Annotated in this window: 15 protein-coding genes and 1 pseudogene; 12 read left to right on the top strand and 4 right to left on the bottom strand. The window is 42.9% G+C overall.

Going from position 1 to position 17224, the window contains the following annotated elements; all coding sequences use genetic code 11:
- Positions 1 to 254: 254 nt before the first annotated feature.
- The 4 genes from ACGF5R_RS05210 to greB form a co-directional block, all read right to left on the bottom strand.
- Positions 255 to 2579, bottom strand: a complete 2325-nt coding sequence (locus tag ACGF5R_RS05210; RefSeq protein ID WP_387689997.1) for a Tex family protein — start codon at positions 2577 to 2579, stop codon at positions 255 to 257.
- Positions 2580 to 3245: 666 nt separating this feature from the next.
- Positions 3246 to 3560, bottom strand: a complete 315-nt coding sequence (locus ACGF5R_RS05215; RefSeq protein ID WP_262980925.1) for a CcdB family protein — start codon at positions 3558 to 3560, stop codon at positions 3246 to 3248.
- A 2-nt stretch (positions 3561 to 3562) separates the two neighbouring features.
- Positions 3563 to 3799, bottom strand: coding sequence for a type II toxin-antitoxin system CcdA family antitoxin (locus ACGF5R_RS05220; protein WP_088374722.1), 237 nt, complete (start codon positions 3797 to 3799; stop codon positions 3563 to 3565).
- A gap of 183 nt (positions 3800 to 3982) precedes the next feature.
- Positions 3983 to 4468: a transcription elongation factor GreB gene (greB, locus tag ACGF5R_RS05225; RefSeq protein WP_262980926.1), complete on the bottom strand. Its 486-nt coding sequence runs from the start codon at positions 4466 to 4468 to the stop codon at positions 3983 to 3985.
- Between the two features lie 915 nt (positions 4469 to 5383).
- On the opposite strand from greB, the gene ompR reads away from it, so the two are divergent.
- The 12 genes and pseudogenes from ompR (at position 5384) to ACGF5R_RS05285 (ending at position 17180) form a co-directional block, all read left to right on the top strand.
- Positions 5384 to 6103 (top strand): two-component system response regulator OmpR, encoded by a 720-nt coding sequence (gene ompR, locus ACGF5R_RS05230; RefSeq protein ID WP_011144612.1) that lies wholly within the window; start codon positions 5384 to 5386, stop codon positions 6101 to 6103.
- The gene (gene envZ / locus ACGF5R_RS05235; protein WP_112879604.1) at positions 6100 to 7431 is read left to right on the top strand and encodes a two-component system sensor histidine kinase EnvZ; all 1332 of its coding nucleotides are present in this window, start codon (positions 6100 to 6102) and stop codon (positions 7429 to 7431) included. The genes ompR and envZ overlap by 4 nt, the downstream gene beginning before the upstream one ends.
- Positions 7432 to 7646: 215 nt before the next feature.
- Positions 7647 to 8687, top strand: coding sequence for a phosphate ABC transporter substrate-binding protein PstS (gene pstS, locus ACGF5R_RS05240; RefSeq protein WP_112879603.1), 1041 nt, complete (start codon positions 7647 to 7649; stop codon positions 8685 to 8687).
- Positions 8688 to 8801: 114 nt separating this feature from the next.
- On the top strand, positions 8802 to 9758 hold the full coding sequence (pstC, locus tag ACGF5R_RS05245; protein WP_387689999.1) for a phosphate ABC transporter permease PstC: 957 nt from the start codon (positions 8802 to 8804) through the stop codon (positions 9756 to 9758).
- A gap of 1 nt (position 9759) precedes the next feature.
- Positions 9760 to 10644, top strand: a complete 885-nt coding sequence (gene pstA / locus ACGF5R_RS05250; protein ID WP_112879601.1) for a phosphate ABC transporter permease PstA — start codon at positions 9760 to 9762, stop codon at positions 10642 to 10644.
- 26 nt (positions 10645 to 10670) lie between these two features.
- Positions 10671 to 11447: a phosphate ABC transporter ATP-binding protein PstB gene (pstB, locus tag ACGF5R_RS05255; RefSeq protein ID WP_112879600.1), complete on the top strand. Its 777-nt coding sequence runs from the start codon at positions 10671 to 10673 to the stop codon at positions 11445 to 11447.
- Positions 11448 to 11461: 14 nt separating this feature from the next.
- Complete coding sequence (phoU, locus tag ACGF5R_RS05260; RefSeq protein WP_011144618.1) at positions 11462 to 12181, top strand: phosphate signaling complex protein PhoU; 720 nt, start codon at positions 11462 to 11464, stop codon at positions 12179 to 12181.
- 169 nt (positions 12182 to 12350) lie between these two features.
- Positions 12351 to 13187 (top strand): ABC transporter substrate-binding protein, encoded by an 837-nt coding sequence (locus tag ACGF5R_RS05265; RefSeq protein WP_112879599.1) that lies wholly within the window; start codon positions 12351 to 12353, stop codon positions 13185 to 13187.
- 81 nt (positions 13188 to 13268) lie between these two features.
- On the top strand, positions 13269 to 14006 hold the full coding sequence (locus ACGF5R_RS05270) for an amino acid ABC transporter permease (protein WP_262980927.1): 738 nt from the start codon (positions 13269 to 13271) through the stop codon (positions 14004 to 14006).
- Position 14007: 1 nt separating this feature from the next.
- Positions 14008 to 14751 (top strand): amino acid ABC transporter permease, encoded by a 744-nt coding sequence (locus tag ACGF5R_RS05275; protein WP_112879597.1) that lies wholly within the window; start codon positions 14008 to 14010, stop codon positions 14749 to 14751.
- Positions 14752 to 16090: 1339 nt separating this feature from the next.
- A complete protein-coding gene (pttA, locus tag ACGF5R_RS05280; RefSeq protein ID WP_232832414.1) occupies positions 16091 to 16294 on the top strand; it encodes a phototemtide A NRPS accessory protein PttA in 204 nt (67 codons plus the stop codon).
- A gap of 99 nt (positions 16295 to 16393) precedes the next feature.
- A pseudogene (locus tag ACGF5R_RS05285) lies at positions 16394 to 17180 on the top strand (IS30 family transposase).
- Positions 17181 to 17224 lie beyond the last annotated feature (44 nt).

Here is a 17224-nt window from a genome sequence, read left to right on the forward strand (position 1 = left end):
GAAATCCGTAGGGTATAATATCGAAAATTAGTCATACTCATTATTATGAAGTATGATTTGCATCCAATTCATAATAATTGCAAATGAGAATAATAACCAACATTAATTTCAATGTTAATCCTATTTTCATTTTTGGTGTTAATTTAATCACTTAGTCACTCAGAGTTGATATGAATCTGTGAGTTTGGATTCTTTCTGGCAGGAACCATGAAACGTGCACTGCCGAAGCAGTGCATCTTACCGTGATGGGAATCTTAACGTTTTTTTCCGAATGCGGCAGCTAGCGCATCACTCATAGCACTGTTTCCGGCTGAGGTAGAAGAACGGGAAGTGTTACGGTTCCTGTCATTGCGTTCAGGATGGCGGTCAGCTTGTGCACTGTTATTGCGGCGTGAGGGAGTTTCTCCCGGTTGCTCATCAAGACGCATGGTCAGAGCGATGCGCTTGCGGTTCAGATCAACTTCTAGCACTTTTACTTTAACGATATCACCCGCTTTTACCACGGTATGGGGATCTTCTACAAAACGATCGGACAGCGAAGAGATATGAACTAAACCATCTTGATGAACGCCGATATCGACAAATGCGCCAAAATTAGTCACGTTAGTGACTGCACCTTCCAGCACCATTCCCGGACGCAGATCATTCATGGTTTCCACGCCTTCCGCGAAAGTCGCGGTTTTAAACTCTGGTCGTGGATCTCGGCCAGGTTTTTCCAGCTCTTTCAAAATATCGGTAACGGTTGGAACACCAAATCGCTCGGTGGTGAAATCCTGAGGTTGCAATCCACGTAATGAAGCAGGGTTACCCATCAATTCTTGGAGTTTCTGCTCAGTGGCCGCCAGAATTTTTTCCACTACCGGATAAGCTTCTGGATGAACGGTCGATGCATCCAGCGGGTTATCACCGTGATTAATCCGCAGGAATCCAGCACATTGCTCAAAAGCCTTTGGCCCGAGGCGATTGACTTTTAGTAATTGTGTACGGTTATTGAAACGGCCGTTCTCATCACGCCAGTTGATGATATTTTGGGCGATCATGCGGGTCAACCCGGCAACTCTGGTTAGCAACGGAACAGAAGCAGTATTGAGATCCACGCCGACGGCGTTTACGCAATCCTCAACGACGGCATCTAATTTTTTGGCAAGCTGACTCTGGCTGACATCATGTTGATACTGACCGACACCGATGGATTTCGGATCGATTTTCACCAATTCGGCCAGTGGATCTTGCAAGCGACGGGCGATAGAGACTGCTCCACGTAGTGAAACGTCCAGATCAGGAAATTCCAGTGCCGCCAACTCAGAGGCAGAATAAACCGATGCCCCTGCCTCACTGACAATCACTTTTTGGGCTTTTATCTCTGAGAACTGCTTTTGCACATCCGCGAAGAAACGTTCTGTTTCACGGGAAGCCGTTCCGTTACCGATGGCGACCAGTTCCACTTGATGTTTGAGACACAATGCTGCCACGCTTGCAGCAGCTTTAGCCACTTGCCCGGTGTGTGGATAGATCGTGTCTGTGGCAATCAGTTTGCCGGTTGCATCGATAACAGCTACTTTGACACCGGTACGCAGACCGGGATCGAGCCCCATTGTTGCGCGCATACCCGCTGGCGCGGCCATCAGTAGATCTTGCAGGTTGCGGGCGAATACTTTGATGGCTTCATCTTCCGCTTTCTCTCGCAAGGTACTCATCAATTCAGTTTCAAGATGTAGCAATACCTTAACGCGCCAGGTCCAGTTCACTACAGCTTTACGCCAGCTATCTGCCGGTGCATTATTCAGGCGCAGATTAAGATGCTGCGTAATAATCTGTTCGCAATAGCTCTCTTTTGGTGGTTCATCAAACTGGGGATCAGCATTTAGCGAAAGTTGCAGTATTCCTTCATTACGACCACGGAACATAGCTAATGCACGGTGAGAAGGGACTTGTGCGATAGGTTCATGATGATCAAAATAGTCGCGGAATTTAGCGCCTTCCTCCTCTTTTCCTGCAACGACTTTAGCGACCAAATGGGCATTCTTCCATAGATAGTCACGTACTTTCGCCAATAGCGCGGCATCTTCGGCAAAACGTTCCATTAGGATATAACGCGCGCCATCCAGAGCCGCTTTGGTATCAGCCACACCTTTATCGATATCAACAAAGGTAGCGGCAACCTGCTCTGGTTCTTGCTGTGGATCTTGCCACAAGGCGTCCGCTAGTGGTTCAAGACCCGCTTCAATAGCGATTTGTCCACGAGTACGGCGTTTCGGTTTGTATGGCAGATAGAGATCTTCCAGCTCTGTTTTGCTGAGAGTTCCATTAATGGCTTCTGCCAGTTCTGGGGTCAGTTTGCCTTGCTCATCAATGGATTTAAGAATGGTCTGGCGGCGGTCCGACAGTTCGCGCAGATAACTAAGGCGGGTTTCAAGTTGACGGAGTTGGGTGTCATCCAGACCTCCGGTAACTTCTTTACGATAGCGTGCGATAAAAGGGACAGTATTCCCTTCATCAAGCAGGCTAATCGCAGAAAGTACCTGTTGTGGCCGCGCTTGTAGCTCATTTGCAATAATTTGGCTCAGAGATTCATTCATGCTGCGTTTTCTTCTGGTGGATAAGCTTCAAATATTCATAAAACCCCCCTTTATACGTTCTGAGAGAAATAATTTCCAGTTTACGTCTAATCTTATTTTGACGAGTTACGCTATAGCAACCGCGATTGAACTCAAATGTGATAAGTTGTCGTTGGTACCATAAGTGTGTTACCGGATTTGCTATGAGCTGTTTCTGAATATCAGAATTAAACTAAAAGGATAGCTAGAATAGGAAAAACTTGAGTTTCATCGCATTATTCCAGAAGCAGGTAACTAATTAATTACAAATCTACTTTTGATTTTCGTTAAAAATGGAGGGATTACCTAAAGAATTTATTTAATGGAATACGAACATGTTTACTTCCAGATTAACAATGTTGCACTTAATTATGTGAATCTACCCATTTTAAATTTTTTAATGGGCTAATGAATAAATTCGAGTTCTTACCTGTTCAGCTGACATAATCGATTTTACCCATTGCGGCATGGCATGTGAGTTGAATCATTTGCTCTCGCGTTTTTGATTGCGTCATGAATTAAACTAAGTGCTCTGAAATAGTGGGGATTCTGATTATTCATTCTGTCTAATTCCTCTAGTCTCTTCAATGCTAATTGGATCTCTGCCGTCGATAAGTGCAGTCTGGCAACAGTCTGCTCTTATCCGACTTAAATACCGTCAAAGAGGAAATCGAATGCCGCCTTTACTTGATTACGGTATTGCGATGCATCGCAAAATTCAGCACCCAAAGCATAAACAGATATACTGGCCAATTCGTGAGTCATGACTGCATATTCTTTGTCGTCTATCAGCCTGATAACGGGGATCATTCGAACAGGGCGACTGCTGTCAGGATATTTTTCAACTGGCAACAGTGGGATCACAATTCTGCGGTTTAACTGCCCGATAATGTCACTCGTGACGTCCAGCAATAGGGGATAAACAACGTTTTTCCCAGTATTACGGTAAACGGTGAATTGCATTGTTAAAATGTCCTGTGTTCATCACTAAAACAACCATGTTCATCATGGAAACGGTTTAACGCCTCCAAAGCTTCCCTATTATCTTCCCGCCATTTCAGCGCTTCGTAATTGCGTAATTCGGCATCCAAGGCGGCGGTCAGTGTGGCACTAAAGTTAATACCTGCTTCACGCGCCCGGCTCAGTAAGCTTCGTTCTACAGTCATTGTGACGCTCTGTGTGTTGCGTTGTCTTGCTGTCATGATTTATCTCCGGCATTGAGTATACGTGTATGCTACACGTATATATACACGAATTGTAGTTCTGAATGTCGGTTTTTTCTGCTTGTTATGCTTATTAATTCATTTCCTGCGCCTTTGCAGAGTGAATGAATCGCTGGAGTGCGATTCATTCGGTTGTTATTCTTCGATATATAGCTAACTACGTCATGTCGAAAGATATTTTATATATTCGATTTCATTCACGTACCACAACACTTTTCCTGTTGGTGTATGAACGATTGCACTATCTCCAACTTCTTTTTTCAATAAAGCCCGGGCCATTGGAGAATCGATGGATATGTAGTCTTTGCGACCAAAAATTTCGTCGTACCCGACAATACGGAAGCGTTTAATCTCACCTTGATCATTTTCGATCTCTACCCATGCACCGAAGAACACTCGTCCATCTTGTTGAGGGGAATAATCAACACACCGCAATTCCTCTAAGCTTTTGGTTAGATATCGGACTCTGCGATCAATCTCCCGTAGCCTCTTCTTGTTATATTGATAATCTGCGTTTTCACTCCGGTCACCGAGGCTTGCTGCCCAAGTCACTTTTTTAGTCACTTCTGGGCGCTCTTCACGCCAGAGATAATCCAGTTCTTCCTTTAATTTGTTGTAGCCTTCGCGGGTTATCAGTTTAGTTTTCATTTTATCTTGATGTAGATACTGTAGTTAACCTCATAAGTGTATAAAACCGCCCATTTTGGTAGATGTCAAATTGAGACTCGGTTTTTAGTCATTAATCAATAAATCCCGGCTGTTTTGCAAGATTAACGCATTAGTGACATTTGGGGCGTTGTCGGTTGAATAAATTTATCACTGTTGATGGATTCGGCTGCGTGGCAAGAGAATACGATACGCTCCCACTGCGGTGAACATGGATGTTAAAACGAGAGATAAATGGTTAACAGACGGTTTCGAGTTAGCATTTTCGGTAACAAGATTGCTTTACCTGTCTACTCATTATGATATTTGGCTCTAATATTTATAATGTTCATCATATAATTTATGGTTCTGTGTACTGAATAGTATGTATGCTGTGAATCTTGCTGGTGATGAAACAGGCGGTTAAGGTTTAAGTGAAGAAAAAACAAGCGAAATTGCTTACTATAGTGAGAAAAGGTGACGAAAAGTCGACCGTCGAGTAGTTTTTTGTTCAAACGTTGGTGAATTGAACATTATCGATCCAGATCCTCGTTAGTAAGGAAAAACCGTGGCGGAGGTAAGCAGATAATATGCAGCAAAGGGCATTTTTCGTTTAGTCTGCCTGATGAATTTAATCCAGCTAATAAATAGATTTCTATCGATTTGCCGGTAACCAGGGCGCTAATTGGTGGGTTGGTGGGTGGCAAAATAACGGTAGAAATTCGATAGTTGACAGTGAATTACTGCGTTCTCATTGTCAGTAATAAACCACTAAATTAATCATTCGAATTAATAACCGTGGAAATAAGTCCTATTAGGAATAGTCTCAAAATACAGATATCTGGTTTCTATCTTTGGGTTAATCTCTTTCAAAATGATAAATTTATCAAAGCATGTAGTGTTTTTTGGAGTTTGATAATGCAAGTAGATAACAAGATCCTTGTGGTGGATGATGACATGCGTTTACGAACGTTATTAGAGCGTTATCTGACAGAACAAGGTTTTCAGGTACGTAGTGCTGCTAATGCGGAGCAGATGGACCGCTTACTGACACGGGAATCTGTTAGCTTAATCGTATTGGATTTAATGTTACCAGGAGAGGATGGGCTTTCTGTTTGCCAAAGGCTGAGAAACCAAAGTAATCCGGTACCGATTATTATGGTGACGGCGAGAGGAGAAGAGGTAGATCGTATTGTTGGGCTGGAAATTGGCGCTGATGATTATATTCCGAAGCCATTTAATCCCCGTGAGCTATTAGCGCGTATCCGGGCGGTATTACGTCGTCAGGCGAATAAGTTATTGGGCCTACCGGCTGAGGATGATGCGATTATTAATTTTGGTAAGTTTAGCCTCAATTTGAGTACGCGGGAAATGTTTCAGGGAGATGAACATATTCAATTAACCAGTGGAGAATTTGCCGTATTGAAAGTACTGGTTTCTTATCCTGGCGTGCCACTGTCCCGTAATAAACTGATGAATTTAGCTCGTGGCCGGGAATATAGTACGATGAAGCGATCGATTGATGTCTTGGTTTCACGTCTGCGCCGTGTGATTGAAGAAGATCCTACACATCCTCGTTATATCCAGACTATTTGGGGTCTGGGCTATGTCTTTGTGCCAGACGGAATTCGTGTATGAAATTATTGCGATTCTCCCCTCGCAGCACGTTTACCCATACTTTATTCTTGATTATGGCTATGCTGTTCATCAGTCTGGTAACCAGCTACTTGGTTGTTGTGAATTTCGTTATTATGCCAAGTTTGCAGCAGTTCAATAAGGTATTAGCGTATGAAGTTCGTACCCTAATGGCTGAAAAGTTGAAGCTAGAGGATGGCTCTTTTCTGGTGATATCGCCGGTAGTTCGCCGGGAGATTTATCAGGAGTTGGGTATTACGCTCTATTCTGAATCTGACGCGGAGATACAAGGTTTACGTTGGGCCAAACGTTATGATTTCCTGAGTGAGAAGATGGGCGAGTACCTTGGCGGCAAGGCTGATCTTCGTCTGGAGATAAACACAGATAGCCCTATACTTTGGCTTAATTCTTATCTGGCCCCCGATATTTGGGTCAGGGTTCCTCTGACTGAGATCGAACAAAATCAATTCTCTCCTATTTTCCGCTATACACTGGCAATTCTATTACTGATATTTGGTTGTATCTGGCTTTATATCCGTTTTCAGAACCGGCCTTTACTGGAAATGGAGTATGCCGCCAGGCAAACAGGTAAAGGTATTATGATGCCAGCGGTGCGGGAAGCGGGTTCTCTGGAAGTTCGTGCAGCCATTCGCGCATTTAACCAAATGTCCTCCGGGATAAAGTTATTGGAAAGTGACCGTACGATATTAATTGCCGGAGTAAGCCATGATTTGCGTACGCCGCTGACACGTATCCGACTAGCAACAGAAATGATGAGCAAGGAAGATGCTTATCTGTCTGAATCTATCAATAAAGATATTGAAGAGTGTAACGCCATTATTGAGCAATTCATTGACTATCTCCGTACTGGGCAGGAAATGCCAATGGAATTCTGCGAGCTGAATTCTATTCTCAAAGAGGTGATTTCCGCAGAAAATGGCTATGAGCAGGATATTGAAAACCATCTGTCTCTTAACCCAATAACTGTTAACGCCAATCCGATTTCTATTAAACGGGCATTGGCTAATATGTTGGTTAATGCCAATCGCTATGGTAACGGCTGGATTAAAGTGAGTAGTGGTCAGACAAATAAATTTGCTTGGTTTCAGGTAGAAGATAATGGCGCTGGCATCAAACAGGAAGATTTGCCACGGTTATTTCAGCCATTCGTTCGCGGTGAAAGAGCACGCAGTAGTAGTGGAACAGGGTTAGGTCTGGCGATTGTTCAGCGAATTATTGATGCTCATGACGGGAAAATTGAAATGGGCACCAGCCTCAAAGGGGGATTATCTATCCGTGTCTGTATTCCTGTCGTGGAAGATAATTTTTAACGGCTTGATAATCATCTCCTAATATTTGATTTTAATGGTGTGTGGAGATGACAGTTTTATGTCAGTCTCAGGTTAAGTTTCCATTACGCTGTCATAAAAATGTCATAATTAAGACATTTTGCTGTAATTAAATTGACCTATTTTCCCTCCTGCACCTTTTTTGATTTGACGAATATATTTCCTTGTTGATTCTCAATATCCCATTAGGAGGGATTATGAAACTGATGCGTACCACCATAGCCGGCATAATGGCAGCGACGTTTTCTTTGATAACTCTGTCTGTATTTGCTGCCACTAGCTTAACCGGGGCAGGTGCGACATTTCCCGCACCGGTGTATGCCAAGTGGGCGGATTCTTATCAAAAAGAGACAGGTAATAAAGTCAATTATCAAGGCATCGGTTCTTCCGGTGGCGTAAAACAAATTCTGGCAAATACCGTTGATTTCGGTGCTTCCGATGCCCCTTTATCCGACGAAAGGTTAGTTGCTGATGGTTTGTTTCAGTTTCCAACCGTCATCGGTGGGGTGGTACTGGCGGTTAATATCCCGGGGATTAAATCTGGTGAATTGACATTGGATGGTAAAACTTTAGGCGATATTTATTTAGGTAAAGTGAAAAAGTGGAATGATCCAGCAATTACTCAATTGAATCCGGGAGTCAAACTGCCGGAGCAAGATATTGCTGTGATACGTCGTGCTGACGGTTCCGGTACCTCCTTTGTGTTTACTAGCTACCTCTCTAAAGTGAATAAAGCGTGGCAAGAAAAAGTTGGTGTAGGTTCTACCGTAAGCTGGCCCATTGGTTTAGGCGGTAAAGGTAATGATGGGGTTGCCGCATTTGTTCAGCGTCTGACGGGTTCCATTGGTTATGTTGAATATGCTTACGCTAAACAGAATCATCTGGCTTATACCAAATTGGTATCTGCTAATGGCAACATTGTTAGCCCGACAGAAGAGAGTTTCAGTGCCGCAGCGAAGAAAGCGGAATGGCATAAAACGTTTGCTCAGGATTTGACAAACCAGCAAGGTGAAAATGCGTGGCCGATGACTTCCACCACATTTGTTCTGGTTCATAAACAGCAGAGAAATGCAGTGAAGGGGGCAGAAGTATTGAAATTCTTTGACTGGGCTTATGAGAAAGGGAGTAAGCAGGCAAACGATCTGGATTATGCAACTCTGCCTAAAGAGGTGATTGAGCAAGTTCGTGCGGCTTGGAAAACCCAGATAAAAGATAGCAATGGTAAGGCCCTGTATTAAGTCGTGTTGATAGTGATTGTTTTAAATATCGATTGCTTTAAATATCGATTAAATTTGTCGTTTTAATTTCTCCCCCGTTTAAGGGGGAGTTAACCACGAATGAGAATAAGCTCTATGGCCGAACAAAAAACGGCAATGAAAGCACCCAGTAAAAATGGCGATATTATTTTCAGCGCACTGGTTAGGCTAGCTGCGCTGATAACTTTATTTTTGTTAGGAGGCATCATTATCTCGCTGATTATTGCCTCCTGGCCTAGTATTCAACAGTTTGGCATCTCTTTCCTCTGGCAGAAAACATGGGATGTTCCGGCAGAGCGATTTGGCGCCTTGATACCGATTTACGGTACATTGGTTACTTCGCTGATTGCGTTGATTATCGCAGTGCCTGTCAGTTTTGGGATTGCCCTGTTCCTAACGGAACTGGCGCCTAACTGGCTGAAACGTCCGCTTGGTATTGCCATTGAGTTACTGGCTGCCATCCCAAGTATTGTGTATGGCATGTGGGGGTTGTTTGTTTTTGCGCCGTTGTTTGCCACCTATTTCCAGCAGCCCGTCGGTAATCTCCTCGCCAGCATGCCAATTGTGGGCGAATTGTTCTTCGGCCCTGCCTTTGGCATTGGTATTCTGGCGGCGGGTGTCATTCTCGCTATCATGATTATCCCTTATATTGCTTCGGTTATGCGTGACGTCTTTGAACAGACGCCGGTGATGATGAAAGAATCCGCCTATGGTATCGGCTGTACTACTTGGGAAGTTATCTGGCACATCGTGTTGCCTTACACCCGAAATGGCGTGATTGGTGGTGTCATGTTGGGCCTTGGTCGTGCGTTGGGGGAAACGATGGCGGTGACTTTTATCATCGGTAACACCTACCAACTCGACAGTTTTTCACTGTTTATGCCCGGCAACAGCATCACTTCTGCGCTGGCGAATGAATTCGCGGAAGCAGAGTCTGGTTTGCATACCGCATCATTGATGGAGCTTGGTCTGATTCTATTTGTGATCACCTTTATTGTGCTGGCGCTATCGAAATTGATGATTATGCGTTTGGCGAAGAATGAGGGGCGCTGATATGGCAACCGTAGACAGACAAAAGCCTATTGATGCCAATGTACGTAGCCGTAAACAGGCATGGCGCCGTCAAAAAAATCGCTTCGCTCTGCTGTTATCAATGGCGACCATGCTGTTTGGTTTGTTTTGGCTGGTATGGATTCTGTTCTCCACCGTCACCAAAGGTTTCGACGGCATGTCATTGGCGTTGTTCACCGAAATGACGCCACCACCGAATACGGAAGGTGGTGGTTTGGCAAATGCCATTGTTGGCAGTGGATTACTGATTCTGTGGGCGACGGTTATCGGTACGCCTCTGGGGATCATGGCAGGTATCTATTTGGCGGAATATGGCCGCCGTTCATGGCTGGCAGAGGTGATCCGCTTTATAAATGATATTTTGCTGTCAGCCCCTTCTATTGTTGTCGGTTTATTTGTTTACATGGTCGTTGTGACGAAAATACAGCACTTTTCCGGTTGGGCGGGGGTGATTGCTTTGGCGTTGCTACAGGTGCCGATTGTGATCAGAACCACGGAAAACATGTTAAAACTGGTTCCTGATAGCCTGCGCGAAGCCGCCTATGCCTTAGGCACACCGAAGTGGAAGATGATTTCAGCCATTACGCTGAAAGCATCGGTATCCGGCATTATCACCGGTGTGTTGCTGGCCATTGCTCGAATTGCTGGAGAGACGGCACCATTACTGTTCACTTCGCTTTCCAATCAGTTCTGGAGTACCGATCTGAGCCAGCCAATTGCTAACTTACCGGTTACCATTTTTAAATTTGCCATGAGTCCATTCTCCGAATGGCAGCAACTGGCGTGGGCAGGCGTATTATTGATAACCCTGTGTGTATTGCTGATTAACATTGTGGCGCGTGTGCTATTTGTCAAGAAAAAGCACTGACTGATATTTTCAACAGAGAGAAGTAAATGAGCATAGTTAATGATATCGCTAGCAGCAAAATTCAGGTCCACAATCTGAACTTTTACTATGGCAAATTTCATGCGCTGAAAAACATAACGTTGAATATTGCAAAGAACAAAGTCACCGCTTTTATCGGTCCGTCGGGTTGCGGTAAGTCTACGTTACTACGAACTTTCAACAAAATGTATGAACTGTATGGTGAGCAGCAGACAGAAGGTGAAATTTTGTTGGATGGCAATAATATCCTGACTGATAAACAGGATGTGGCGCTGCTACGGGCAAAAGTTGGCATGGTATTCCAAAAACCAACGCCATTTCCGATGTCCATTTACGACAATATCGCGTTTGGTGTCCGTCTGTTTGAAAAACTCTCCAGAGCAGAAATGGATGAACGTGTTCAGTGGGCTTTGACAAAAGCAGCTTTATGGAATGAAACTCGGGATAAGCTGTATCAGAGCGGATACAGTCTATCTGGCGGGCAACAGCAACGTTTGTGTATTGCGCGTGGCATTGCGATCCGGCCAGAAGTTTTGCTGTTGGATGAACCTTGTTCAGCCCTCGACCCGATTTCTACCGGTCGAATTGAAGAGTTGATCAGCGAATTGAAATCTGAATATACCGTGGTGATTGTGACTCATAATATGCAACAGGCCGCGCGTTGTTCAGACCACACGGCGTTTATGTACCTTGGTGAATTAATTGAATTCAGTGATACAGACACATTGTTTACCACACCAAAAATGAAACAAACTGAAGATTATATTACTGGTCGTTATGGTTAATTACGGGGCGTAACATGGACAATCTGAATCTCAACAAACATATTTCTGGTCAGTTTAACGCTGAACTGGCACATGTCCGTACTGAATTGATGGCAATGGGTGGGCTGGTGGAGGAGCAACTCTCCAAAGCCATTACCGCGATGCATAATCAGGATGCCGCATTGGCGCGTGAAGTGATTGAGGATGACCATAAGGTCAATATGATGGAAGTGGCTATTGATGAAGCGTGTGTTCGTATCATAGCTAAGCGTCAGCCAACGGCCAGTGATCTGCGGCTGATTATGTCAATTTCAAAAACAATCGCTGAACTAGAAAGAATTGGTGATGTGGCAAATAAAATTTGCCAGACGGCACTTGAGAAATTCTCACATCAGCATCAACCACTGTTGGTTAGTTTGGAATCCCTTGGCCGTCATACCATCCAGATGCTGCATGATGTGTTAGATGCTTTTGCCCGCATGGATCTGGAAGAAGCGATTCGTATCTATCACGAAGATAAAAAGGTGGATAAAGAGTATGAAGGCATTGTCCGCCAGCTTATGACTTATATGATGGAAGATCCTCGAACCATCCCAAGTGTACTGACCGTCCTGCTTTGTGCACGCTCTATTGAACGAATAGGTGATCGTTGTCAAAACATCTGTGAATTCATTTTCTACTATGTTAAAGGGCAGGATTTCCGGCATGTAGGTGGTGATGAACTGGAAAAGCTGTTGACGAAAGATAACGAATAGCTCGCTAACCACTTGGTCAATAATCTGAATGCTGGTATTTTTACCGGCATTTTTTATCTTATGATTGTTAATAGTTATAAGTATAGTGTTTTATATTATTTCATGCACTATAGTGAAATTGATAGCTTGTGATGATTAATAAAGAATTAATTATTGTCAGGAGTGTTTAATGAAATCTCGCGTTCTTATTACGGCGTTATTGGCCGGGTTAACACTGGTTACTGGTGCTGCGAAGGCGGATAAGCTGGATGATATTAAAAAAGCCGGCACAGTGCGGATCGCTGTTTTCGACAGTAATCCACCATTTGGTTTTATTGACCCGCAAACTAAAAAACTGGCAGGTTATGATGTAGATATCGCAAATGCGATTGCAAATGACTTGGGTGTTAAATTGGAGCTTCGTCCGACTAACCCGGCAAACCGTTTACCTTTGTTGGCATCAAAGAAAGTTGACTTGATTGCCGCCAACTTTACCGTCACTAATGAGCGTGCTAAACAGGTTAATTTTTCAATTCCTTACTTTGCCACTGGGCAAAAATTTATTGCCCGTAAAGGTGTTTTAAAATCTCCCGAAGACATTAAAAACTTACGTATTGGTGCTGATAAAGGAACAGTACAGGAAATTACATTGCGCGAACATTATCCGACAGCCAAGGTAATCTCTTATGACGATACGCCTCTGGCCTTTGCTGCGTTACGTAACGGCAATGTACAAGCCATCACGCAGGATGATGCCAAGTTAGTTGGTCTGCTGGCTAATGTACCGGAAGCCCAAAAAGCTGAATTTGAGATCTCTCCTTTTAGCATCACCCGTGAATATCAGGCAGTGGCAGCGGCGAAAGGGCAGGAGCGCTTGGTTGAGGCGGTGGACCAGACTTTGCTAAAACTGGAAAAAGAGGGTGAAGCGGCGGAAATTTATAACCGTTGGTTTGGCCCGGAAACCAAATCCGCCCAACCGCGAGGTGACTTTAAATTTGCGCCTTTGGAGCAGCAAACAGAGTCCTAATATAAGTGATAAGCCCTTGGTAACTAGCCTCGTTTGTTGTTGCGGGGCTTTGTCATTGGTAATACCTGGTAATTGTAAGATATGTTTGAGTTATTTGTTACAGAACAGTTGCTTGCTCCCCAATATTTGGGGTGGCTTTGGCAAGGTTTCCTGATTACGCTGTGGATATCCGCTTGTACCGTTGTAGCTTCCACCTTGCTAGGATTTGTATTGGCTGCTGCTCGTGACAGCCAATTGAAAATTCTCCGTTGGCCGGTAACTGCTTACACCACGCTATTTCGCAATACGCCTTTGCTGGTGCAACTGTTTTTCTGGTATTTCGCCTCAGGGCAAATATTGCCGCAAGAGGTGATGCTTTGGCTGAACACGCCTCATGAAATCAACCTGTTAGGTCTACCATTGGTCTGGCCTTCATTCGAATTCCTGGCTGGATTTATTGGTTTAACCCTCTATTCAGCGCCATTCGTAGCGGAAGAGCTACGTGCTGGTATCCGCGGTATAGGGCGTGGGCAAAAATATGCCGCTCATGCACTAGGACTCACTGGCTGGCAAGCAATGCGTTATGTGGTGTTGCCACAAGCGTTGAAGATCGCAACGCCGCCATTGCTAGGGCAATATATGAATATTGTGAAAAACTCGTCACTGACAATGGCAATTGGCGTGGCTGAGCTGTCATATGCTTCGCGTCAAGTAGAAACCGAAACATTGAAAACGTTTGAAGCATTCGGTGTTGCAACGGTGCTGTATATCGCCACCATTGCCGTCATGGAAGGTTGGGGGCAATGGCGTCAACAACAAGCTATAACGAGAGGACATTAAAATGGATTTTTCAGTCATTGCAGAAAACTGGCGCTATCTACTGTTAGGTACGTTTCCTGATGGTCCTCTTGAAGGGGCGGCGTTGACAATAGTTATCAGTTTGATGGCCGGGGCGATTTCTATTGTATTGGGTACGGTTGCAGGTATTGCTTTGGCGATGCTGAAAGGCTTCTGGGTTAACTTGTTAGCTGCGGTATTGGGCTTTTTCCGGGCAATTCCCGTCATTATGCTAATTTTCTGGACTTACTTCCTGTTGCCTGTGATGCTTGGTGTGGAAATTCCAGAAATTACCACGGTGGTTTGTGCTCTGGCGCTGATTACATCGGCTTACTTGGCTCATGGGGTAAAAGCGGGGATTATTGCGATTAGTGCCGGTCAGTGGCAAGCAGGATTATCGTTAGGTTTTAACCGTTGGCAGGTACTTTGGTACATTGTTTTGCCACAAGCGTTGCGTATGATGGTACCCTCCTTTATTAATCAGTGGATTGCGCTGATAAAAGATACCTCTCTGGCTTATATCGTTGGCGTGGCGGAACTATCATTTCTGGCGACTCAGGTTAATAACCGCAGCATGGTTTACCCGACAGAAGTCTTTTTATTTGTCGCATTAATTTATTTCGTGATGTGTCTGGCACTGGAATTAACAGCAAATTATCTTGTTCGCCGCTTCACGCTACAGCGTAGGAAAATATCTCTTTTCCGTTTATGGCGGAAAGAAAAATTGATTTTGGCTCCCCAATGTTAGTTTTTCTTTTTATTTAATTATCTATATTTACGGTATAATCTCCCTATTTTAATTATAGGGAGATTTTTAATGTTAATTTATTTTTCCGATTTTATATTATTGAAATATATTTTCATTCTGAAATCAAAACAATAATGAAATTATTAAGGTAAATAAAGAGTTTTGTAAAAATAATAAAAACCCGTTGAAATAACAGAATAATAATCTTTTTAGATAATATGGCGATGATATAACTTATAAAATATTATAATAAATGCGGCATCTTATTATTGCTTGTTAGATTTATACCCGTCATCTTTCAAGTTGCCTCTTTGCTGGCTGCACTCGCTCACCCCGGTCACATAGTTACCTATGCTCCCGGGGATTCACTCCCTTGCCGTCGCGATGCATCTTGAAATCAATAGGGTATACACCTTCTGGATTTACAGAAATATTCGATATTTTAGTTGATTGTTATCGATCATGACTTAAGACGAGGACATAAAATATAGGGTCACCCCCCGTTTTTGCAACCCTGATTTTGATTAATGGTAGGTTTGCTTAAATCTATCCGGCGTCTCTATGGGCAAGGATGCCCGCACCTCAATGAGTTCTGCACCTGATGAACCTAAAAAAGTGTGGGGCACTTTACCGATTGGCAATAAGATAACCGATTCAACACGCCTGTCATCAAATCCCCATTTTGTTTAGCCGGTAATGGAATGCCTGGTGCCACATTAGCAGATGAAAGGAATAAAACCTTGGTGCCATAATGAATGCTGATGAGACTACGACAACCAGAGATATCTGCCCTTTCATAGATGCTCTCGGTGCAGTTAGATTTAACCGACCAAAAGTTAACTGCCAAGGGAAACATGCGTTATTCCTACATCAGAGTCAGATCAACTGATCAAAGTATAGAGAGATAAAAAGAGGCTTTATCAGCAACAAATGCAATGGAGCTAATAAGGCATTCATTATTTATTGAAAACGCGAACGGCCGTATTAAACGGTGAGCTAGAGGCACAATTTGAGCGTTGGTATCCGGGAGTAAAATTGGGAGAAGAAACAAAAAACCATCTAACCGAAGTGATTACAGCATAGAATAATACCTAACGTTTTTTATGCTCTCCTTAATCCAATTAATCATAAAAAATAAAATTAATCACTAGATTATATGATGTGAATAATATCTTATTCAATATTTGTCTTTACAGTGAGTGTGTTATTTCATTGTGTATTACAACTTTTTTAAAATATAAAATAATCATAAATGTGGCTTTTGTCACGAAACAAATATTTTTTATTGACTTGTCAAAGTTAATACATAATATTTTTTAAATCATGAACTAAACTGAGGATTTATGTTTTGAGCAATCCATTTGAAAATGAATTTCTTGATTTCTTTGTATTAATAAATGATGAAAATCAACACTCGTTATGGCCTGTATTCATCGCAGTACCTGCTGGTTGGCAAGTTATCTACGGACCAGAAAAACGTGAGAATTGTTTGGGTTTTGTAGAGAGTAATTGGAAAGATATGAGGCTGAAAAGTTTGCAGTGAAATAAATTAGAAAAGGCGGATTCGACTAATAAGTGCAATTTTTCAGAAGGGTGGTCAGTTACTATAGTAGGCATATTTTCCGCCACAGAAAAATGCACTATGATTTATAAACAGCTGACCGAAGCAGAAAGATACCCGATTTTTAGTTTAAAAAAAGCGGGTTTTTCACAACGTTTCATTGCTCAATCACTTAATCGAAACTTATCAACCAGTAGCAGAGAGCTGAAAAAAATCAGAAAGTAAAAGAATATTGTCCGAAACAGGCTCATCTTCAGGAGGATCTTGCTGTTATTTTGCTAAGAAAGTCACAAAAGTGACCAAAGGAATAAAAAAATGGATAAAGCGGCTAATTTGTCAAGATTTAAGTCCTGAACAGGTGGTTGACTATCTAAGGAAGTATGAAGGGATATCCTTGCATCATGAGACCATTTATAGATTGATTTATAAAGATCAAATGGATAGAGGTGACTTATGGCAATATCTCAGAATTGCCAGTAAACCGTATCGTAAACGGTATGGCTGTTATGAAAGAAGGGGAAAAATTAAAAACAAAGTCAGTATTAATGAACGCCCAGAAATCGTTGATAAAAAAGCATGAATTGGTGATTGGGAAGGTGATGTGATAATAGGAAAAGATAAAAAAAGTGTATTATCAACGCTGGTTGAACGTAAGACACTCTATATAATCATTATCAAACTGAACGGAAAACAAGCATCAGAAGTAACTGAAGACACAGTGAGGGCTTTATACCCGTTAAAACAAATGGTTAAAACAATGACGTTTGATAACGGTTTAGAATTAAATAATCGTCCCCGAAAGACTCATGGTGACAAAACCCCAAATGAACTATTTAAAGGGATACGAACTTGTTTACTCGTAGCTTAATTATGTTGCGCTTACTATGCGAAACCACCAAACAAAAACATTAT

This window comes from Photorhabdus sp. RM71S, from assembly GCF_042879355.1.
GTDB classification, from domain to species: Bacteria; Pseudomonadota; Gammaproteobacteria; order Enterobacterales; family Enterobacteriaceae; genus Photorhabdus; species Photorhabdus kayaii.